We start from the raw sequence: 19,688 nt of genomic DNA, 5'->3' as shown, positions 1-19,688 counted from the left end.
CGCGGAGTGTGCTCACCGCGGCGCGGCGAGACTCGACTCGATGAGGTCGACCAGCCTCCCTGAGCCGTCGCGGACACCGACGAGCGCAGCGCGGCGAGCCATCTCCGCGCGGCGAGCAGGATCGGCCAGCAGTGGCACGAGTTCGCACTCGACCCAGCCGGGCACGAAAGCCGCGTCCTCGACGAGGACCGCTCCCCGGGCGCCGACGACGCCTCGTGCGTTGAATCGCTGCTCGCCATTACCGACCGGATACGGGATGTACACCGCGGGCAGGCCGAGGGCACTGAGTTCGCTGACCGTCGCCGCTCCCGCGCGCGAGACCGCGAGATCAGCCGCCGCGAGGGCGAGATCCATCCGGTCGCAGTAGGCGAGCAAATGGTAGCCGGGGATGCCGGGGTCGGTGATTTCGGCTCGGTTCCCGGTGATATGCAGGATCTGGAAGCCGGTGGCGAGGAGAGCGGGCGCGGCGGCGTGGATGGTTGCGTTGATCCGGCGCGCGCCGAGCGATCCTCCCGTGACGAGCAGCGTGGGACGGTCCGGGTCGAGCCCGAGAGCGATCCGCGCTTCTCTGCGCCCGGCGGCACGATCGAGCTGCGCGATCTCTCGGCGCAGGGGCATGCCGACCACCGTGGCGTGCGGGAGGGGCGTCCCCTCGAAGGCGACACCGACGAACGGGGTGAAGCGCGCACCGAGCCGGTTTGCGAGGCCGGGGCGCGCGTTCGCCTCGTGCACGACGAAGGGGATGAGCGCCCGCCGCGCCGCGAGATAGGCCGGAGCCGCCGCGTACCCGCCAAAGCCGACGACCACGTCGATCCTCCGCTCGTGGATCGTCCGCACGATGCCGTCGACCGTGGCGCGGAAGGCGCCCGGGAAGCGCATGGCGGCGGTGTTCGGGCGGCGAGGAAAGGGCAGTCGCGGGATCACCGAAAGTTCGTAGCCGCGCAGCGGCACGAGCCGCGCTTCCAGCCCCTCGGCCGTCCCGAGCACCAGAATCTCGGTGTCAGCGTCGCGCGCGCGGATCTCGTCGGCGGTCGCGAGCAGCGGATTGACGTGGCCGGCGGTTCCGCCTCCGGCCAGCAGGTGGCGTGTCACTCCGCCGCCTTCCTGGTGCGGCGCCGCGCAGGCGCTCCCGGCAGCGGAGCCGTCTGGGTGCGGGCGAAGGAGAGGACCACTCCGATGGCGAGGAGCGAGCTGAGCAGGGCGGTTCCTCCGGAGGAGATGAGCGGCAGAGGGACGCCAAGCACCGGGAGAACCCCGAGCACGACTCCGATGTTGACGAAGGCCTGGCCGATCAGCCACACCATGATCGCGCCGGTGCTGATGCGCACGAACGGATCGGTCGACGCGTGAATGACCCGGAAGAAAGCGACTGCGAGCACGACGAACAGCGCGAGCACCACGATCGCCCCGATCAACCCGAGTTCCTCGCCGATGATCGCGAAGATGTAGTCGTTGTCGGCCGCGGGGAGCCATGACCATTTGGCCTTGGAATTGCCCAACCCGACTCCAAAGACGCCGCCTGAGGCCATCGCCCATGTGCCGTGCACGGGCTGCCAGCAGGAGTTCTGGTACTCGTCGACGTTCGAGCAGTCGCCAAGAAAGGACATGATGCGCGTGAGGCGGTTCTCGCTCGACACGGCGAACAACACGGCTCCGATCGTGCCGACCACGACGATCGGGACCAGGATCCTCATCCGGACATTCGCGTAAAAGAGGGCAGCCAGCACGATCCCCGCCATGATCACGACGGTGCCGAGGTCACCGCCGATCAGAACCAGTCCGATCGAGGCCCCGCCGACAATGAGGACGGGGACGAGGGCGTCCTTCCAGTCCTTTGGCGAGCGGTAGCGGCGGGCGAGCAGGAGCCCCAGCCAGAGCGCGAGAGCCAGCTTGATGATCTCGGAGGGCTGCATGCTGAACGCGCCCAAACGGATCCAGTTGCGGTTGCCGCCGACGGATTCACCCAGCGGAGTGAAGAGGACGAGCCCCTGCAGGATGCACCCGGCGACGAGCAGGACCGGAGTCGCCCGCTTCCACACCGAGATCGGCAGGCGCGAGACGACGAGCATCGTCGGAATGCCCAGTAGCGCGAACCCGCCCTGGCGGAGGAATCCACCGAAGGAGTCGTCGCTTGCGACGAAGGACGTCACCGAGGAGGAGGAAAGCACCATCGTCAGCCCGAACAGGACGAGGAACAGCGTGGTGCCGAAGAGCAGGTAGAAGTTCGGCGACTGGGACCCGAAGACCTTCGAGAGGACGATCCGCGCAGTGCGGGCTCCGCTGCGGTCCTTCTCGCGCGACTCAGTGCGCGAGCGGCCCGCGGGGCGGCTCGCCGTTGGAGCGGTCATCGGCTCCCCCTCCCAGGTGTGTCGCCACGGCGGCCGCGAAGGAGCGACCCCGAGCCGCGTAGTCGCGGAACTGGTCCATCGACGCTGCGGCGGGTGCGAGCAAGACGACATCGCCCGACTGGGCGAGCGCCGCGGCGGCCTCGACGGCCGCCTGCATCACCGCACCAGTGTCATCCGGGACCACCTCGCGCACCGGGAGGGCGGGCGCGTGTCGTCGGAATGCTCCGAGCAGTGCCGAGCGATCTTTTCCGATCACCACGGCACCGCGCAGACGGTCGACGTGGGCGGCCACGAGGGAGTCGACGTCGACGCCCTTCAGCAGACCACCGACGACCCAGACCACCGACGGGTATGCCCGCAGTGAGGCGTCGGCCGCATGGGTGTTGGTCGCCTTGGAGTCGTCGACCCAGGTCACTCCGGAGTGCATTGCCACCACCTGGATGCGGTGCGCGTCCAGCTCGAAAGAAGCCAGCGCTCGGCGGATCGCCCCCACCTCGATCCCGCAGGCCCGGGAGAGGGCGGCGGCAGCCAGCACGTTCTGCACGATGTGCGGCGCCGCGAGGTGCCGCTCGGCCAGCTCGTCGATAGTGGCGATCTCGAGCGCGCTCGTGCGGCGGTCCTCCAGGAAAGCGCGGTCGCAGAGGATGCCGTCGACGATCCCGAAGTCGCTGGGGCCGGGCACGCCCAGGCCGAAGCCGATCGCGCGAGCCCCCTCGACCACCTCCGCGTCGAGCACCATCTGCTCGGTAGCCGCGTCGGCACGGTTGTAGACGCAAGCGACGCGGGTGCCGGCATAGACCTTGCCCTTGGCGGCGCGGTAGGCCTCGACGGAGCCGTGCCAATCAAGGTGGTCGTCGGCGATGTTGAGACAGGTGCTCGCGATCGGCTCGATCGCGCCGAGGTAGTGCAGCTGGAAGCTCGAGAGTTCGACGACCAGGATGTCGAACCCCTGGGGATCTCGGACGGCATCGAGCACGGGGATGCCAATGTTGCCGCACGGCGCGGCGCGGACGCCGCCGGCGACGAGCATCGTCGCGGTGAGCTGCACCGTCGTGGTCTTGCCGTTCGTGCCGGTCACGACAACCCAGTCGGCGGGCGTGCCATCGGCGCGGACGACCTTGTCGCGCACGCGCCAGGCGAGTTCGACATCGCCCCACACGACGATGCCCGCCTCCGCCGCCCACCGCAGGATCGGATGCGAGGGTCGGAACCCGGGCGAGACGATGACGAGCTCCGGCGAAAAGTTGCTCAACTCGTTCGGGACGGAGTCGAGGCGCTCAGCCCGGTGCAGGCGTGCGCCGATGACCTCGAGTAGGCGCTCGCGTTCCTCGTCGGCACGGTCGGCGAGCACTAGCACGTCGGAACCGAGCTCGGTCAGCGTGTCGGCGACGGAGAAACCGGTCACTCCGAGGCCCAGCACAGCCACGCGCAGGCCCCGCCAGTCGTCGTGCCAGCTGCGGAGGGAGTCGGGACGGGCCGACTCGGATCGGGTGGAATCGGTCATTCCAGCGAGAGCCATTCCAGGTAGAAGAGTCCGACGCCAGCCGCGACCAGGATTCCCGCGATGATCCAGAAGCGGACCACGACGGTGATCTCAGCCCAGCCCTTGAGCTCGAAGTGGTGGTGGAGCGGGCTCATCAAGAAGATGCGCTTGCCCCGGGTCAGCTTGAAGTAGATCCGCTGCAGAATGACCGAGCCCGTCACGATCACGAACAGGCCGCCGATCAGGATGACAAGCAGCTCGGTGCGGGTGAGGATCGCGAGAGCGGCGAGCGCGCCGCCGAGGCTCAACGAGCCCGTGTCGCCCATGAAGATCTGTGCGGGCGACGTGTTCCACCAGAGAAAGCCCACGAGCGCGCCCGAGACTGCGGCGGCGATGATCGCCAGGTCGAACGGATCGCTCACCTGATAGCACTTGTCGAGCACCTCGGGACTGAGGTGCTCGTCGAAGCACCACTGGTTTGACTGCCAGAACCCAATGATCACGTAGGACCCGATCGCCAGGATCGACGCGCCCGTTGCGAGGCCATCAAGGCCATCCGCCACGTTGACGCCGTTCGACGTGCTCGTGACGATGATGCAGATCCAGAGCACGAACAGGCCGATGCCGATCCAGCCGAGCGCGGCGAAGTCGAACGGCAGGTCGCGGATGAACGAGATCGAGGTCGAGGCCGGCGCGAGTCCGTTGGAGTCTCGCACCATGATCGCGATGACGGCGAAGGCGGCCGCAACGATCACCTGGCCGGCGACCTTGGCCCACCCACCTAGGCCAAGGCTGCGCTGATTGCGAGTCTTGAGGAAGTCGTCGATGAATCCGACGAGCCCCAGCCCGACCATCATGAACAGCACGAGCAGAGCAGAGGGGGCGAGCGCGCGGTTACCGAAGAGCATCCCGAGGAAGTAGCCGACGACCGTGCCGAAGATGATGACGATGCCGCCCATCGTCGCCGTGCCGTGCTTCACGTGGTGCGACTTCGGTCCGTCCTCGCGGATGAACTGCCCCCACTGGAGGCGGTGGAAGAGGCGGATGAACAGGGGCGTCATCAGGAGCGTGAAGGCCCCCGAGAACGCGCCGGACAGCAGCAGGGCCCTCATCGGTGGCGCTCCCCGAGACGCTCGGCCAGGAAGCGGAGACCTGCGGAGTTCGACGACTTCACCAGCACCGTGTCGCCGGGGCGCAGGTACCCCTCGAGAAAGTCGAACGCTTCGTCGGAGGTCTCGGCGAAGACGGACTCCCCGCTCCACGACCCTTCGCGCTCGGCGGCCACGTGAATCCGCCGGGCACCGCGGCCCACCACCACGATCTGGGCGATATTGAGGCGGACGGCCAGCAGGCCCACCCGGTCGTGCTCCTCATCCGCCCACTCGCCCAGCTCGCTCATCTCGCCAAGGACGGCGACGGTGCGCCCCTCGGGCGTCGCGATCTGTGCCAGGGTGCGCAGCGCGGCAGCCGTCGAATCAGGGCTGGCGTTGTAGGCGTCGTTAATGACGCGAACGTCCTCGCCGCCGAGGACCTCCATCCGGCCGCGCTCCGCGAGCGTGACGGTCGCGAGTGCCTCGACGATCGCGGGGAGCGCCACGTTAACCGAGAGCGCGGCCGCGGTGGCCGCGAGTGCGTTCATCACGTGATGCTCGCCGAGGACGCGCAGGTGCAGGTCGGCGCGGGCTGGCTCGCGATCCTCCCCCGCCCGGACCTCGATGGTGAAGCGCGTGCCGTCCGCGGTCGGTTCGATGTCGACGGCGCGCACGTCGGCGCTCTCACCGCGTCCGAACCAGAGCACGCGTGCCGCGGTGTGGCCGGCCATCGAGGCAACCCGCCCGTCGTCGGCGTTGAGCACGGCGACGTCATCGACCGTGAGGTCGGCGACCATCTCGGTCTTGGCCTCGAGTGTGCGCTCGATCCCACCGAAGCCGCCCGCATGGGCGAGGCCCACGGCGAGGACCACGCCGACGTCCGGCTTTGCCATCCGCACGAGACGGCGGATCTCGCCGAGAGCGCTCGCACCCATCTCGGCGATGAGGAAACGGGTCGACTCCGAGACCTTGAGCATCGTGATCGGAGCGCCGACCTCGTTGTTGAACGAGCCGCGCGGGGCGACGGTCTCGCCGGCGCGTTCCAGAATGGTGCGAAGGAGGTTCTTCGTGGTCGTCTTACCGTTCGAGCCCGTCACGCCGATAACCGTCAGCCCGCCCCTCTCGCGAACGCGGCGGACGACCTCCGTCGCCAGGGCGCCCAGCGCCTCGACGGAGTCGTCCACGAGCACCTGGGGCACATCGAGGTCAAGCGGGCGCTCGACGATCAGCAGGGCTGCTCCGCGCTCGAGGGCGACCGGGGCGAAGAGGTGGCCATCGGTGTGCTCGCCGCGCTTAGCGACAAAGATGCCGCCGGGAGCGATCTCACGAGAGTCGGTCTCAGTGACCCCGTTGACGACGGTCGCGGCGGTCGCCGAGGAGCCAGCCAGGTGCAGGCGGCCCGAGACAGCCTCGGCGATCTCGGTGAGGGTGAGGGCGATCATCTACCAGCCCGCCTCGCGCAGGGCCTGCCGAACATCGTCTCTGGCCGAATACGGCATGTGCACTCCTGCGATCTCCTGATAGTCCTCGTGGCCGGGGCCGGCGTAAAGGATCGAATCCCCCTCGCGCGCGAGCGCGATGGCGGCCCGCACGGCGGCGCGTGGGTCGGCGATCTCGTGGATCTCCCGGTCGGGTGCGGCGGTGCGCGCTCCCTCGAGTAGGACGGCGCGGATCGCCGCGGGGTCCTCCCAGCGCGGATGGAAGTCGGTGACGATCACGACATCTGCGAGGCGTGCGGCGATGGCGCCCATGTCGCGCCGCTTGGTGGTGTCGCGGTTGCCGTCCGCGCCGAAGACCATGACGAGGCGCCCGGGGGTCAGCGCCCGCAGCGCCTCGAGGGCGTTCTGGAAGGCATCCGGAGTGTGGCCGTAGTCCACGTACACGCGAGGGCCGCGCGCCTCCGACACCAGCTCCGCTCGCCCGGGGATGTAGACGTCGAGGCGGCTCTCCTCGAGCGCGTGAGTGATCGCGTCGAGGTCGAAGCCGGACTCGACCAGCATCACGATCGCGAGTGCGGCGTTGGCCGCCATGTACCAACCGATGAGCGACACGGTGATGACGACCGAGCGGTTCTCGGGCCCGTCGAGGCGAAAGGTTGTGCTCTCCGCGGCGGCATCGACGACCGTCATCGCCCAGTCGGCCGGCGTGGCGGGGGCGACCCCGACGACGGAGGAACTGGCCAGGGTCGCGACGGGAATCCGGCTTCGCTCGGCGAGCTCCCGACCCCACGCACTGTCGACCGTGACGACGCCGCGGCGGGCGCGCTCCGGGTCGAAAAGGTCGGCCTTCGCCTCGAAGTACTCCCGAAGATCGGCATAGTCGTCGAGGTGGTCGTGGCTGAGGTTCGTAAACCCGACGACGTCGAAGACGAGGCCATCGACCCGGTGTCGGCTCATCGCCTGGGCCGAGACCTCGATCGACACGGCTCGGACCGCCGACTCGCGCATCCGGGCGAGGAGTGCGTGCAACTCGGTCGCCTCGGGAGTGGTAAGCGAACTGACGACGGCGATATCGCCGATACGGCGCTCGGCCGTCGAACTCAAGCCCGAGACGACTCCGAGGCGACGCAGCAGAGCATCGAGGAGGTAGACGACGCTGGTCTTCCCGTTGGTGCCGGTGACGCCGAAGAGGGCCGGCACATCTTCATGGGTGCGATGGATCCATGCCGCGACATCGCCGAGGGCGGCACGCGGGTCGGGGGTGATCAGGACGGGAAGTCCGCTCGACGCGGCGAGTTCCGCTCCCTCGGGATCGGTCAGCACGGCGACCGCTCCCGACGCGGCGGCCATCGAGGCGAAGGCCGCGCCATGTGCGTGTCGTCCTGCGACTCCGACGTAGAGGTCACCGGCCTCGACCTGCTTTGAATCGAGCGTGATCCCACTGACCTCGACCCCCTCGACGCCGCGAACCGGACCGAGGGAGAACTCGGCGACGAGCTGGGAGAGACTCCGCGGCACCGGATGCTCGGGACGGAGGGAGGAGTGCGGGCGAGGGTCGTGCAATGCCCGCTCTTTCTCTCGTGCTGATGCGTACCGGGGGTCGGTCCTGGCCGCTGTCACCACGTGCTGGGGTAGTTCACCGGCGGCACCGTGGAGGGCTCTACCCGGTTGCTCTTGAGCACCTGGGTCATGACCTGCTGGAAAACCGGGGCCGTGGCCTGGGACGTATTCATCTTAACCGCATCCGCGATGGTGACGGTCACGACGTACTTCGGGTCCTCTGCGGGAGCGAGCCCGGCGAGCGAGACCGTATAGCTCTTGGAGTAGCCGCCCTTGCCGTCCGGCTGCTGCGCGGTACCCGTCTTCGTGGCGATGTTGTAGCCATCGACGTGGACGTCCTTCGCGAGCCAGCCCTCGGCGTAGTGGGTCTGCAGCATGTCGACGACCTGCTTCGCGGCCGAGTTCGAGACGACCTGTGTGCCGGTCGCGTCCGGTACGTCGACGACCGAGCCGTCGGCCGTGGTGCAGCCGTCGATCAGCTGCGCCGGGATCCGCACGCCGCCGTTACCGAGGGTCTGGTAGATGCCGGCGACCTGCACGGCGGTGGCAGAGACACCCTGGCCGAACATGGTGGTGTAGTTCGTCTGGTTGTCCCAATCCTGGTACTCCGAGAGCAGGCCACCCTCCTCCCCGGGGAAGCCGCTGGCGGTCGGCGTGCCGAGACCGAACTTCTGCAGGTAGTCGTGGCGCGTCTGGGCCGACAGGCGCGAGCCGAGCATCGTGATGCCGACGTTCGAGGAGTCCCGGAGAATGCCCGTCAGCGTGTAGTTCGTCGGCGAGTGAGACCAATCGTCGCTGAACGACGCGCCGTTCTTCTCGAAGCTGTCCGGCACGACGACCTGGGTCGTCGGGTCCGCCTGACCCTGGTCGATCAGCATCGCCGCGGTCATCGGCTTGAAGGTGGAGCCCGGCTCGAACGGTGCACGGAAGGCGCGCGAGCTGCGATTTGCGGCGGCGCTGGCCTCGACGTTGTTCGGATCGACGGTGGGGGTCTCGGCGACGGCAAGCAGCTTGCCGGTCTTCACCTCCTGAACGACGACGATGCCGTAGCTGCCTCCCACCTCGGCGACGCGCTGCGAGAGGACCTGCTGCGAGTAGTACTGCAGATCGGAGTCGAGGGTCAGCTTCAGCGTGCCGCCGTCGACTGCCGGGGCTTCCGAGACGGTGCTGCCGGGAATCCGTACATAGTCGGCGCTGCGCTCGTAGCTTTCGGAGCCGTTCTGCCCGGCGAGACACGTGTTCTCGGCGTACTCCATCCCCTCCTGGGCTGCTCCGTCGCCTCCGACGTAGCCGACGATATTGCCGGCGACCGCGCCGTTGGGGTAGCTGCGTCCCTGCTGCGTCTCGAAGTAGGTCCACGGGATGTCGAGCGCAACGAGCTTCTGATAAGCGTCGAGGTCCAGGCCCTCGGCGAGCACCAGGTAATTGGCCTTGCCGTCCTTCGCCAACGCCGCGCCGACTGCGCCCGTGATCTGTTCGACCGACTGGCCGGTGATCGCACCGATCTCGGCGGCGGCCTGCTGAACGCTGACGATCACCTTCTGCCCGTCGCCGAGCACCCGAGGAAACTCCGCCACGTTCTTGGGCGACGTGGTCAACCGGTAGCGAGTGGTTGTGTCCGCCAGCACCGTGCCTGCTCGGTCGACGATCGGTCCGCGGGTGCCGTAGGTGACGACGCTGTTCGATTGGTTGTGCGCTGCCGCCTCGGTCAATTCGCTCGCTCGGACGATCTGAATGTCGACGAGCTTGCCGATGAAGAGGCCGACGACGGCGACGATGATGACGAACGTGACCGCCGTGCGGCGTCTACTCGAGCGGTGGTGTCTCACTGCGGCAGTCTCCTTCTTGCTCCGGGCGGTCAGGCCGCCGTTCGTCGTATCCGGATGATCGTCGTGCACTCCGTTTGGCGTCAGCGGCCATCCGGAGGCTGACCGAGGCTCCGTGCGTCAGTGGGTGATCGGCGCCGGGAGGACGCCCTGCAACGGTAGGGCCGCTCCGTCCGCAGCCGGGGAGGACGCGCTCGCGACGGCCGCTCCCGGCTGAAGAGCGGGCACCAGGGCGTTCGGCACCAGGGGCGCGGCGACCGAACCGCCCACCTCGCTCGCAGCGGCCGAGGCCGGGTCCCCCAGCACCGCTCCATCGGACAGGCGAAGGTAGACGGGTGCCGTGTTCGCCACCATCCCGAGTCCTCGCGCGGCGGCCGCGAGGTTCTGTGGCGAACTCAGCGTGTCGACCGTGTCTTGCTTCTCGGCGTTGCTGCGGCTGAGCGTGCGCTGCTCGGTCTGCAGCGCCGAGATCTGGTATGCCCCCTGCGAGAGGCCGACGCTGACGAGCAGCTGCACCACGATGATCGCGAAGAGGCCGGCGACAGCGACGATCCCGTGAACGAGCGTGGGACGCGCGCGAGCGTTGCCCGCGGGGACGGCCTCGATCCGGGGGCGAGGGGTCGCTTCCTCGGGCCGTGTCCGGCGGGCGGTGTCGATGACGGCGGGGTCGATGACGGCAGTGGCGCTCACGCGATGCTCCTGATCCTCTCGGCCGCGCGCAATCGCACGGGTGTTGCTCGGGGGTTGCGGGACTTCTCGTCATCAGAGGCGAGTTCGGCGCCGCGGATGACGAGTCGGAACTCGGGGCGGTGCTCGGGCAGCTCCATCGGGAGTCCGGCCGGAGCGGTCGAGGACGACGCGGCGTGGAGCGCGCGCTTGACGATGCGGTCCTCCAGGGACTGGTACGCCTCGACCACGATGCGTCCGCCCTCGTTGATCCGGCCCAGAGCGGCGGGGATGGCGCGCTGGAGCACCGACAACTCCTGGTTGACCTCGATCCGCAGCGCTTGAAACACCCGCTTGGCAGGGTGGCCATTGCGCTGGATCGCCACCGGTGTCGCGGCCTGGATGATCTCGACCAACCGACCGGAGCGCTCCAGCGGTGCCTCGCGGCGGGCCTCGACGATCTTCTTGGCGTACCGCGCGGCGAGCCGCTCCTCGCCGTACTCATGGAAAATCCGGCGCAGGTCGCCCTCGGCATAGTCGGCGAGGATGCTCGCCGCGGTCAGCGGGGCGGTCGAGTCCATCCGCATGTCGAGCGGCGCGTCCCTTGAGTACGAGAAGCCGCGCTCCGTCTCATCGAGCTGGAGCGAAGAAACGCCGAGGTCGAAGAGCGCGCCGTCGATCGTGTCAATACCCAGGTCGTCCAGCACATCGGGCAGCTCGTCATACACCGCATGCACGAGGTCGATCCGAGACGAGTGGCCCGCCAGCCGCTCTCCCGCCAGCTGCAATGCCTCGGGGTCGCGGTCAAGCCCCACGAGGTGCAGGCCGGGAAAGCGCTCGAGCAGCGCGACCGAGTGACCGCCCAGGCCGAGCGTCGCATCGACGACGACGGCACCCTCGCGCTCGAGCGCCGGGGCGAGCAGTTCGACGCAGCGCTCGAGCAGCACGGGGAGGTGCCGCTGCTCCGGTGGGCGCACGTGGTCGTTCGGAGTGTTCTCTGCCATGGCGGTCCCGCCGTCCCGTTCCTGTCGTCCGATCCCCATCCACCTCGCGTCCGGACACCGGGGAAGGTGCGTCCGGGCGCCGAGTGGCTGGGAGTCGCGCGACAGGAGCTAGAACAGGCCGGGGATCACCTCCTCCTGGGTGTCGGAGAAGACAGATTCCTGCTCCTGCAGGTAGTTATCCCACGCGTCCTGGGCCCAGATCTCCGCGCGGTTACCCGCTCCGATCACGGTCAGATCGCGATCGAGACCGGCGTAGGAGCGCAGCGGCGCCGGCAACGTGATGCGGTTCTGCTTATCCGGCGTCTCTGAACTCGCTCCCGAGAGGAACACCCGGAGAAAGTCGCGCGCCTGCTTGCTCGTGACGGGGGCCTGCCGGATCTTCTCGTGCATCACCTCGAATTCGGCCTGGCTGAACACGTAGAGGCACCGCTCCTGGCCGCGCGTCACGACGACTCCGGAAGAGAGCTCGTCGCGGAACTTGGCGGGGAGGATGACGCGGCCCTTCTCGTCGAGCTTGGGGGAATGGGTGCCGAGGAACACGTACTGCCCCCACTTCTTCTGGCCAAGGATGGCGTGTCCTCCACCGTACTCCACTTTCCCCCACTAACAACCCCGGCGTGCTCGGCGGCGCGCTACCGAAGCCCCGGAAACCCGTGAGCCTGTGCGGATCGGCGGAGGTGGGGCGAAGTGGAGGGACAACGTCGAAGAAGGGAGCGTCCAGGCACAAAAAAAGGGCCGATCCGTGAGGATCGACCCTGCGGTGGAGCGGAGGGGAGCGGGCTAGCCGCGACCGTCTCCGCGGTTGTCCCACCTGTCGTTGAGGCGGTCCATGAACCCGGAGCCCTGTCGGTTGCTGGAGCGGGGCTTCGACGGCCGACCGACGTCCGGGAGTCCGGTTTCCACAGAGCCGCCGGTAGCCGGACGGAGGCAGACGATCACTCCGCCGAGCATGATGGCAAAGCCGAGGATGCCCACGAGCGGCTGACGGATGACGACGCCCGCGACGAGAACCGCGAGGCCGAGAATGCCGAGCAAGATGCCCAGAACGAGAGCCCGATAGTTGGTGCCGCCGCGACCTTTGCCCACCGCTGCCACGAAATCGGCATCGTTCTGATAGAGGTTGCGCTCCATCTCATCGAGGAGCCGTTGCTCGTGTTCCGAAAGCGGCATCTTGACCCCTTCAGGGTGTGACGCCGGGCCCCGCGGGGTCGACGTCGAAATTGGCGGCACTGGGCACGACCGGTCGGCGGCGCTTCAGTGTAGACCGAGCCCGGCACAGGCGCCAGGCGCCGCCGGTGCATAGGCTGGTCGGGTGAACCACAGCTCTCGACTGGTCGATCGCGTCCAACTCCGAATCGATGAATTCCTCGCTGGACGCATGCCAATTCTGCGCTCGATCGGCGAGGACGTCTGGGCCCTTGGCGACCTTTCGCGGGACTTTCTCAGCGGAGGCAAGCGGTTCCGAGCGCGCTTTTGCGAGGCGGGCTGGAACGCCGTCTCGAGCGTGCCGAGCGACGCGCATCCAAGCGGCTCCGACCCGATCGCGCGAGTAGGAGCGAGCCTTGAACTCTTCCACGCGGCAGCACTCGTGCACGACGACGTGATCGACAACTCGGACACCCGTCGGGGCGCCCCTGCCGCGCACCGCCGCTTCTCCTCTCTCCACGAGCAAGGCGGCTGGACGGGCGACCGGGATGAGTTTGGCCGCTCCTCCGCGATCCTGCTCGGCGATCTCCTCCTAGTCTGGTCCGACGAGATCTTCGCCGACGCGGAGTGGTCGCTGGAGGACAGAGTCGCGGCACCCCACGCCCGCGCCGAGTTCAACCTCATGCGCACCGAGGTAACGCTCGGGCAGTACCTCGACATCCTGGAGGAGAGCGCCTGGGTCCGGCACCCTGAGCACGAGCACCTTGAGCGCGCAGAACGTGTCGTCGTCTACAAGAGCGCGAAGTACAGCATCGAGGCGCCACTCGCGATCGGTGGTTCGCTCGCGGGCGGAGACGACGCGCAGCTCGACGCACTGCGGCGCTTCGGGCTCCCGATCGGCGTCGCATTTCAGCTCCGCGACGATGTCCTCGGTGTCTTCGGCGATCCGGCCGTCACCGGCAAGCCGTCGGGAGACGATCTCCGCGAGGGCAAGCGGACCGTACTGCTCGGACTCGCGCGCGGCGCCTGCTCCCCGAGTGAGCGTGCCGAACTCGACGCGGTCGTCGGGCGGAGCGACGCTGACCCGGCAGACATCTCCCGCGCCCAGGAGATCGTCGAAAGAAGTGGAGCCCTTGAGCGGCTCGAACAGCGGATCTCGCGGGAGGTCGACGCGGCGATGGCGGTCTTGCCGGACGCGCCGCTGCGGCCGGAAGGAGCGGCAGAGTTGCGCGAGCTGGCCGAGCAGGTCACGGTCCGCACCGCCTAGGACGCCGCAGCGAGTCGCAAGTCAGGCCAGGGCTTGAGCCACGCGGCGAACCTCCGCCTTGCGACCGGCGCGGAGGGCGAGGATTGGACTCGTCCCCAGGTTGTCCTCTGAACTGAGCAGCCAATCGACTGCCTCCTCGTCGGTGAAGCCCGAGTCCGAGAGGAGGATCGCGGTTCCACGGATCTCGCTCATCGGCTCCCCGTCACGCAGAAAGAGGGAGGGCACCACGACGACGCCATTTCGGCGGGTGCCGAGCAGGTGACGCTCCTCGAGGAGGCGGCGAACACGGCCGACGCCGAGCCCGGTCAGCTCGACAAGGTCGGGGATGGTCAGCCAATCGAACTCGGAGTCGGTGGCGGAGGGGGCGGAAGCGGACGAGTCGGTCACCCGCCAAGACTGCCACGGCGCCGCGGGGCGGCCAAGCGCGGCCCGGCCCGGCTGCCGCGCCGCCCGGGCGTCGCTCACCGGTTCACCGGAACCTCTTGCCTAGACTCATCGCGTGACCACCAGCCAACTCGACCCTCTCCTCGGCCGTCTCGTCGACGGCCGGTACGAGGTCCGCTCGCGAATTGCGCGCGGCGGCATGGCCACGGTCTACCTCGCCCACGACCAACGCCTGGAGCGCCGCATCGCGATGAAGGTGATGCATGGGCATCTGTCGGACGACGCGACCTTCAAGAACCGCTTCGTTCAGGAGGCTCGCTCCGCCGCCCGGCTCGCACACCCGAACGTGGTCAGTGTCTTCGACCAGGGTCAGGACTCGGATATGGCCTACCTGGTCATGGAATATCTGCCCGGGATCACCCTCCGCGACCTCCTTAAAGACCGCGGGCGTCTGACAGCTCAGCAGGTTGTCGACATCATGCACTCGGTCCTCTCCGGGCTCGCAGCGGCGCACCGAGCGGGCATCCTGCACCGCGACCTCAAGCCCGAGAACGTACTGCTGGCCGACGACGGCCGGATCAAGATCGGCGACTTTGGCCTCGCGCGCGCGGCGACCGCGAACACTGCCTCCGGGCAGGCGCTGCTGGGCACCATCGCCTACCTCTCCCCCGAGCTCGTTACTCGCGGCACCGCCGACACCCGCAGCGACATCTACGCCATCGGCATCATGATCTACGAGATGCTGACAGGTGAGCAACCGTTCACCGGCGAACAGCCGATGCAGATCGCCTACCAGCACGCGAACGATTCCGTGCCCTACCCGAGCGCCACCGTGCCCTCGGTGCCTTCTTCACTGGACGAACTCGTGCTCTGGGCGACCGAGCGCGACCCGGACATGCGTCCTCGTGATGCGGGGGTGATGCTTGCGCAGCTGCTTGAGGCCGAGCGGCTGATGGGCATCACGCCGAGCGACCGGCGCGGAGACACGCAGGCGGTCACTCCGCTTCCGGCGCCCGTCCCCGATGCGGAGCCGATGACCGCTCTCTTCGACCCCGCGATATCCGACCGGACGTCTGGGTTCGAGGCCGCGCCCGCCCCGGGCGCCGTGGTCATGGTCGATGACAGTGACGACACCGTCGCGCGCCTCGCCGCAAAGCGCCGCGCACGTCGGCGCCGTGGCGTCCTGCTGACCGTCGTCATCCTGCTACTCGCGCTGCTCGGAGGCGGAACGGCCTGGTGGTTCGGCAACGGTCCGGGCGCAATCGTGTCAATCCCGGACGTGGTCAGCCGATCTCAGGAGGAGGCCACCGCCCAGCTGCGCGCGCAGGGCTTCGAGGTCCAGCCCGAGCAGGCGCCCGATCTGACCGTGCCTGTCGGCACCGTGATGAGTTCGGATCCCCCGGGCGGCGAGGGCGTGCACAAGGGCACCGTCATCACGCTGACGGTGTCGAGCGGGCCGCGTCAGCTACCGGTGCCGACGCTCGCGGGGCGCTCAGAAGGGGATGCGTCCGCTGCCGTCACCGGCGGAGGCTTTGCCGTCGGAGAGGTCTCGAAGGTCTTCAACGCTGACGTCGATGCGGGCGTCGTCATCTCCGCGTCGCTGCCCGATGGCTCCGCCCTCCCCGAGATACTGTCCGAGGCCACCACCATCGCGATGGTCGTCAGTCTCGGGCCGGTCCCCAATGTCGTAGGGCTCTCGGTCGACGCCGCCACTCAGAAGGCGCAGGCCGCGGGCCTCGCACTCGATCGCAGTGGCGACGACTGGAGCGATACGGTCGCTCCGGGCATCGTGCTGACGCAGGCGAATCCGGAATCACCGGCTGTCCCCGGCGACTCCATCACCGTGGTCGTGTCGAAGGGACCGAAACCCGTGGCCGTGCCGAACGTCGTCGGCCTGACCCGCGACGAGGCGAAGGCGGCACTCAACGCCGCCAACCTCTCCTGGAGCTACTCGCTGACGACGCTCGGGCCGCTCATCGACGCCGCGCCGAACGAATTGACGAAGGTCACCAACCAGTCGAACAAGGCAGGCGACCTCGTGCAGCGCGGCACCACCGTCCAGCTGTCCGTCACGATCACGACCTGACGAAGGTCCCGGGACGCCGCTGGCGCATCGGGACCCCGCTGGTGGAGTCAGAGCGCGCTGCCGCGCAGCTCCTCCGCGACGAGGAAGGCCAGTTCTAGCGACTGCATGTGATTGAGGCGCGGGTCGCACACCGACTCGTAGCGGGTGGCCAACGTCGCCTCATCAATGTGCTCCGAGCCCCCGAGGCACTCGGTGACGTCGTCGCCCGTGAGTTCGACGTGAATGCCACCCGGATGCGTCCCCGCTGCGCGGTGCGCTTCGAAGAAGCCCTTTACCTCGTCCACCACGTCGTCGAACCGACGGGTCTTGTAGCCGGTGGGCGTCGTCAGCCCGTTGCCGTGCATGGGATCGGTGACCCACAGCGGCAGCGCGTCGCTCTGCCTGACGGCCTCGAGCAAAGGCGGGAGGGCGTCGCGGATCTTGCCCGCGCCCATCCGGGTGATGAAGGTGAGGCGCCCAGGCTCGCGCTCCGGATCAAGCTTGTCGATCAGCCTCAGCATCGTCTCGGGGGTCGTCGTCGGGCCGAGCTTCACGCCGATTGGGTTGCGCACGCGCGACAGGAAGTCGACGTGGGCACCATCGAGGTCACGGGTGCGCTCGCCGATCCAGATGAAGTGGCTGGAGGTGTTGTAGGGGGTGCCGGTACGTGAGTCGATCCGCGTCATCGGCCGCTCGTAGTCCATCAACAAACCCTCGTGGCCCGTGTAGAACTCCGTCCGGTTCATCCCCTCGAAGTCAGCCCCGCAGGCGATCATGAACTTGACAGCGCGGTCGATCTCGCGCGCCAGCTGCTCGTAGCGCTGGTTCTGCGGGTTCTCGGTGAAGCCCTTGTTCCAGTAGTGCACCAGCCGGAGATCGGCGAAACCGCCCTGGGTGAAGGCGCGGATGAGGTTCAGCGTGGACGCGGCGGTGTGGTAGCCCTGCACGATTCGGCGCGGGTCGGCGATACGCGACGCCGGAGTGAAGTCGTAGCCGTTCACGATGTCGCCGCGGTAGGCGGGAAGCGTCACGTCTCCACGCGTCTCGAGATCGCTGGAGCGGGGCTTCGCAAACTGCCCGGCCATCCGTCCCATCTTGATGACAGGCATGCTCGCGCCGTAGGTCAGCACGACGGCCATCTGCAGCACCGTCTTGACGCGGTTGCGGATCTGGTCGGCCGTCGCTCCGGCGAAGGTCTCGGCGCAGTCGCCGCCCTGCAGAAGAAATGCCTCGCCACGGGCCGCAGCTCCGAGACGCTCGCGCAGCTGGTCGACCTCGCCAGCGAACACCAGCGGAGGCAGAGCCGCGACCTCGGCGGAGGCGGCTTTCGCAGCCTCGGCGTCGGGCCACTGCGGCTGCTGCTTGATCTCGAGTTCCCGCCACGAGTCCAGGCCAGCGACCACCGAAGGCGGGGCAAGGACGGACGGTTCGTTGGGATCGATGACCACGAGGATGTTCCCGGTTCTGACGGGCGCCAGGGGCGCATGAACGTTCGCCGCCCGGACGGACGGCAGCGGTTGACGAGCTTAGCGCTTGCGGGGAGGGCGCTCAGCGGGTGAGCGCGGCGCGCTTCTCCTTGACCGAGGTGGCATACACGTCGAGATATTCCTGGCCGCTCAGAGTGAGCAGCTCGTACATGATCTCGTCGGTAATCGAGCGGAGGATGAAGCGGTCGCCCTCCATTCCCTCGAATCGGGTGAAGTCGAGCGGCTCGCCAAAAACGATGCCGATCCGGCCGAGCTTGGGCATCCGCTTGCCGATCGGCATGATGCGCGCGGTGTCGATCATCGCCACCGGGATGACGGGTACGCCAGCCTCGAGCACCATCCGGGCGACACCGGTGCGCCCGCGGTACATCCGGCCGTCGGGGCTGCGAGTGCCCTCGGGGTAGATGCCGAGCGCGTGACCGCCGGCCAGTACGCGCAGGCCCGTGTTCAGCGAGGCCTCCGACGCTTTTCCCCCGGAGCGGTCGATCGGCAACATCCCCGTCGCGGTGAAGAACATCTTCGTCGCCCAGCCCTTGAGGCCCTTGCCGGTGAAGTAATCGCTTTTGGCGAGGAACACCATGTTGCGCTCGATCACGAGCGGAAGAATCACGGAGTCAATGAACGAGAGATGGTTGCTCGCGAGGATCACGCCTCCGCTCTGCGGAACACGCTCGGCACCGACCACCCACGGACGGAAGATCGTCGTCAGGAGCGGGCCCGCGACGATGTGCTTCATGAACCAGTAGAACATCGGGCTCCTCGGCGGTGCGGTGAATCAGGCGCGGCGGGTGCCGGCTAGAGGGAGTTCGCGTGCAGACGCGCCAGGTCGGCGGCCCCCACCACTCCAGCGTCATTGACGAGTTCGGCAATGCGAAACTCAGGCTCGGGGTGATAGCCCCGGGCCGGAAGGTTGTCGAGGTAGGCCTGGCGAATCGGGTCGAGCAGGAGATCGCCCGCTTGCGCGACTCCGCCGCCGATGACGAACATCTGCGGGTCGAGCACGGCGCTCAGGCTGGCAGCCGCCTCGCCCAGCCAGTGGCCGAGCTGACGAAGGGCCGCGAGCGCCCCGAGATCGCCGGCGGTGATCAGCTTTGAGATCAGCTGTCCGTTCAGCTCGCCGCCATTGTGCGCGCGGGCGTCGGCGATGCCCTGTCCGATCCCGCCCGCATCGGCGAGCTCTCCGGCGAAGCGCTGCAGGGCACGACCGGAGCCGTACTGCTCGATGCAGCCGCGGGCTCCGCAGCCGCAGGGCAGACCGCCAGGGACGACGCGCATGTGCCCGATCTCGGCGGCCGCGCCGAAGCCGCCGCGCAGGAGTCGGTCGTTGATCACGATCGCGCCGCCGACTCCGGTGCCGATGGTCAGCATCACCATGTCGCTGACGAGGCGTCCGGCTCCATAACGAAACTCGGCCCATCCGGCAGCATTGGCATCGTTCTCGACAATGATCGGGAGGTCGATTCGCGCCGAGAGTTTCTCGCGGAAGGGTTCGTTGCGCCAATTGATGTTGGGGGCGTAATAGACGATCGACTGCGACGCATCGATGAAACCGGCGGCGGCGACTCCGACCGCGGCGACGTCCTGCGCGGACAGTCCCTCGCGCAAGTCTTCGATCATCTCGACCACGACGTTGACGATGAGTTCGGGATGCCCCGCGGGAGTGGGCCGACGGTCCTCGCGGAGGATGGCGCCGAACTCATCGACCAGGGCTCCGGCGATCTTCGTGCCGCCGATGTCGATCCCGATCGCGTGCACGCGAACCGCCTTTCACGATGCCACCGGCACGGACGCGACGGCGGGTCCGCCTCAGCGGCGACCAGAATGAGTGTAGTGACCGGACGCGCTCGACGTTCGCTCGTCTCATCCGCTCGTGTGGCGGGCGTGACCGGGACGGATGCGCCTGACCGATCTGCCGCACGGAT

17 protein-coding genes are annotated in these 19,688 nt (G+C 68.2%); 2 read left to right on the top strand and 15 right to left on the bottom strand.

Annotated features, from left to right (window positions below; all coding sequences use genetic code 11):
- Nucleotides 1–12: 12 nt before the first annotated feature.
- From B0H03_RS11310 to B0H03_RS11260, 11 genes are all read right to left on the bottom strand, one after another.
- Entirely contained in the window at nucleotides 13–1,092 is a 1,080-nt protein-coding gene (locus B0H03_RS11310; RefSeq protein ID WP_104264093.1) for a UDP-N-acetylglucosamine--N-acetylmuramyl-(pentapeptide) pyrophosphoryl-undecaprenol N-acetylglucosamine transferase, read from the bottom strand.
- A complete protein-coding gene (ftsW, locus tag B0H03_RS11305) occupies nucleotides 1,089–2,348 on the bottom strand; it encodes a putative lipid II flippase FtsW (protein ID WP_104264092.1) in 1,260 nt (419 codons plus the stop codon). The genes B0H03_RS11310 and ftsW overlap by 4 nt, the downstream gene beginning before the upstream one ends.
- The gene (murD, locus tag B0H03_RS11300; RefSeq protein ID WP_104264091.1) at nucleotides 2,302–3,852 is read right to left on the bottom strand and encodes a UDP-N-acetylmuramoyl-L-alanine--D-glutamate ligase; all 1,551 of its coding nucleotides are present in this window, start codon (nucleotides 3,850–3,852) and stop codon (nucleotides 2,302–2,304) included. Before murD ends, ftsW begins: the two co-directional genes overlap by 47 nt.
- Nucleotides 3,849–4,943, bottom strand: coding sequence for a phospho-N-acetylmuramoyl-pentapeptide-transferase (mraY, locus tag B0H03_RS11295; RefSeq protein WP_104264090.1), 1,095 nt, complete (start codon nucleotides 4,941–4,943; stop codon nucleotides 3,849–3,851). The genes murD and mraY overlap by 4 nt, the downstream gene beginning before the upstream one ends.
- A complete protein-coding gene (locus tag B0H03_RS11290) occupies nucleotides 4,940–6,364 on the bottom strand; it encodes a UDP-N-acetylmuramoyl-tripeptide--D-alanyl-D-alanine ligase (RefSeq protein ID WP_104264089.1) in 1,425 nt (474 codons plus the stop codon). Before B0H03_RS11290 ends, mraY begins: the two co-directional genes overlap by 4 nt.
- Nucleotides 6,365–7,924 (bottom strand): Mur ligase family protein, encoded by a 1,560-nt coding sequence (locus B0H03_RS11285; protein ID WP_104264088.1) that lies wholly within the window; start codon nucleotides 7,922–7,924, stop codon nucleotides 6,365–6,367.
- A gap of 53 nt (nucleotides 7,925–7,977) precedes the next feature.
- The gene (locus tag B0H03_RS11280; protein ID WP_241560377.1) at nucleotides 7,978–9,750 is read right to left on the bottom strand and encodes a peptidoglycan D,D-transpeptidase FtsI family protein; all 1,773 of its coding nucleotides are present in this window, start codon (nucleotides 9,748–9,750) and stop codon (nucleotides 7,978–7,980) included.
- A 117-nt stretch (nucleotides 9,751–9,867) separates the two neighbouring features.
- The gene (gene ftsL / locus B0H03_RS11275) at nucleotides 9,868–10,437 is read right to left on the bottom strand and encodes a cell division protein FtsL (RefSeq protein ID WP_104264087.1); all 570 of its coding nucleotides are present in this window, start codon (nucleotides 10,435–10,437) and stop codon (nucleotides 9,868–9,870) included.
- Nucleotides 10,434–11,417, bottom strand: a complete 984-nt coding sequence (gene rsmH / locus B0H03_RS11270; protein WP_202130058.1) for a 16S rRNA (cytosine(1402)-N(4))-methyltransferase RsmH — start codon at nucleotides 11,415–11,417, stop codon at nucleotides 10,434–10,436. The genes ftsL and rsmH overlap by 4 nt, the downstream gene beginning before the upstream one ends.
- A 108-nt stretch (nucleotides 11,418–11,525) precedes the next feature.
- Nucleotides 11,526–11,957 (bottom strand): division/cell wall cluster transcriptional repressor MraZ, encoded by a 432-nt coding sequence (gene mraZ, locus B0H03_RS11265; RefSeq protein ID WP_104264104.1) that lies wholly within the window; start codon nucleotides 11,955–11,957, stop codon nucleotides 11,526–11,528.
- Nucleotides 11,958–12,197: 240 nt separating this feature from the next.
- Entirely contained in the window at nucleotides 12,198–12,587 is a 390-nt protein-coding gene (locus tag B0H03_RS11260) for a DUF3040 domain-containing protein (protein ID WP_104264085.1), read from the bottom strand.
- 208 nt (nucleotides 12,588–12,795) lie between these two features.
- Here B0H03_RS11260 and B0H03_RS11255 point away from each other — a divergent pair, with 208 nt between their 5' ends.
- A complete protein-coding gene (locus B0H03_RS11255) occupies nucleotides 12,796–13,830 on the top strand; it encodes a polyprenyl synthetase family protein (protein ID WP_202130070.1) in 1,035 nt (344 codons plus the stop codon).
- A 21-nt stretch (nucleotides 13,831–13,851) separates the two neighbouring features.
- Here B0H03_RS11255 and B0H03_RS11250 read toward each other — a convergent pair whose 3' ends face one another.
- Nucleotides 13,852–14,217, bottom strand: coding sequence for an Rv2175c family DNA-binding protein (locus tag B0H03_RS11250; RefSeq protein WP_104264103.1), 366 nt, complete (start codon nucleotides 14,215–14,217; stop codon nucleotides 13,852–13,854).
- 112 nt (nucleotides 14,218–14,329) lie between these two features.
- Between B0H03_RS11250 and pknB the strand changes: the two genes are divergently transcribed.
- Nucleotides 14,330–16,300 carry a Stk1 family PASTA domain-containing Ser/Thr kinase gene (gene pknB / locus B0H03_RS11245; protein ID WP_104264083.1) on the top strand — a complete coding sequence of 657 codons (1,971 nt, stop codon included), beginning with the start codon at nucleotides 14,330–14,332 and terminating at the stop codon, nucleotides 16,298–16,300.
- Nucleotides 16,301–16,347: 47 nt separating this feature from the next.
- On the opposite strand, the gene B0H03_RS11240 is transcribed toward pknB, so the two are convergent.
- From B0H03_RS11240 to B0H03_RS11230, 3 genes are all read right to left on the bottom strand, one after another.
- Complete coding sequence (locus tag B0H03_RS11240) at nucleotides 16,348–17,727, bottom strand: class II 3-deoxy-7-phosphoheptulonate synthase (RefSeq protein ID WP_419956906.1); 1,380 nt, start codon at nucleotides 17,725–17,727, stop codon at nucleotides 16,348–16,350.
- A gap of 100 nt (nucleotides 17,728–17,827) precedes the next feature.
- Entirely contained in the window at nucleotides 17,828–18,517 is a 690-nt protein-coding gene (locus B0H03_RS11235) for a lysophospholipid acyltransferase family protein (RefSeq protein ID WP_104264082.1), read from the bottom strand.
- 44 nt (nucleotides 18,518–18,561) lie between these two features.
- On the bottom strand, nucleotides 18,562–19,521 hold the full coding sequence (locus tag B0H03_RS11230) for an ROK family glucokinase (protein ID WP_104264081.1): 960 nt from the start codon (nucleotides 19,519–19,521) through the stop codon (nucleotides 18,562–18,564).
- Between the last annotated feature and the right edge of the window lie 167 nt (nucleotides 19,522–19,688).

This window comes from Rathayibacter iranicus NCPPB 2253 = VKM Ac-1602 (genome assembly GCF_003149025.1).
GTDB lineage: Bacteria > Actinomycetota > Actinomycetes > Actinomycetales > Microbacteriaceae > Rathayibacter > Rathayibacter iranicus.
Note: the sequence above shows the minus strand (reverse complement) of the source record. Positions and strands in the feature narration are given on the sequence as shown.

Coding starts and splice junctions, on each gene's coding strand:
- ftsW (WP_104264092.1), bottom strand. CDS start 2,348: ATGACCGCTCCAACGGCGAGCCGCCCCGCGGGCCGCTCGCGCACTGAG.
- murD (WP_104264091.1), bottom strand. CDS start 3,852: ATGACCGATTCCACCCGATCCGAGTCGGCCCGTCCCGACTCCCTCCGC.
- mraY (WP_104264090.1), bottom strand. CDS start 4,943: ATGAGGGCCCTGCTGCTGTCCGGCGCGTTCTCGGGGGCCTTCACGCTC.
- B0H03_RS11290 (WP_104264089.1), bottom strand. CDS start 6,364: ATGATCGCCCTCACCCTCACCGAGATCGCCGAGGCTGTCTCGGGCCGC.
- rsmH (WP_202130058.1), bottom strand. CDS start 11,417: ATGGCAGAGAACACTCCGAACGACCACGTGCGCCCACCGGAGCAGCGG.
- B0H03_RS11260 (WP_104264085.1), bottom strand. CDS start 12,587: ATGCCGCTTTCGGAACACGAGCAACGGCTCCTCGATGAGATGGAGCGC.
- B0H03_RS11255 (WP_202130070.1), top strand. CDS start 12,796: ATGCCAATTCTGCGCTCGATCGGCGAGGACGTCTGGGCCCTTGGCGAC.
- B0H03_RS11235 (WP_104264082.1), bottom strand. CDS start 18,517: ATGTTCTACTGGTTCATGAAGCACATCGTCGCGGGCCCGCTCCTGACG.